At 65.1% G+C, this 502-nt stretch carries 1 protein-coding gene; it reads left to right on the top strand.

What is annotated here, in order from left to right; genetic code table 11:
* Positions 1 to 502, top strand: a 502-nt coding sequence (locus AC01Y6_RS11325) for a rhomboid family intramembrane serine protease (RefSeq protein WP_476671633.1), incomplete at both ends; no start/stop codon positions are given.

Here is a 502-nt window from a genome sequence, read left to right as displayed (position 1 = left end):
GGATACGGTCCGTTCCCGGGAATTCCCCTTCATCAACTGGCTCCTCATCGCCGTCAACGTCCTCGTCTTCCTGGTGGAGAGTTCCCTCGGCCCCATGCAACTGCAGCGCGTCCTCCTGGTCTGTGGCGTGGTGCCGGCGCGCTTCCTGCGCCTTGGCCCCTTTGACCCTGGCCAACTCCTGACCATCTTCACTTCCATGTTCCTCCACGGGGGATGGTGGCACCTCATCAGCAACATGTGGGCCCTCTTCATCTTCGGGGATAACGTGGAGGACCGCATGGGCCACCTCCGGTACCTCATGTTCTACCTCCTGTGCGGGTTCGCCGCCAGCCTGGCCCACATCTTCATGGCCCCGGCCTCCACCGTCCCCACCGTGGGCGCGAGCGGGGCCATCTCCGGCGTCCTGGCCGCGTACCTGGTCCTCTTCCCCACGGCGCGGGTCATCACCTTCGTCCCCCTCTTCTTCCTGCCCTGGTTCGTGGAGGTCCCCGCCCTCATCTAC

This window comes from Thermus sp. (assembly GCF_056332225.1).
Note: the sequence above shows the minus strand (reverse complement) of the source record. Positions and strands in the feature narration are given on the sequence as shown.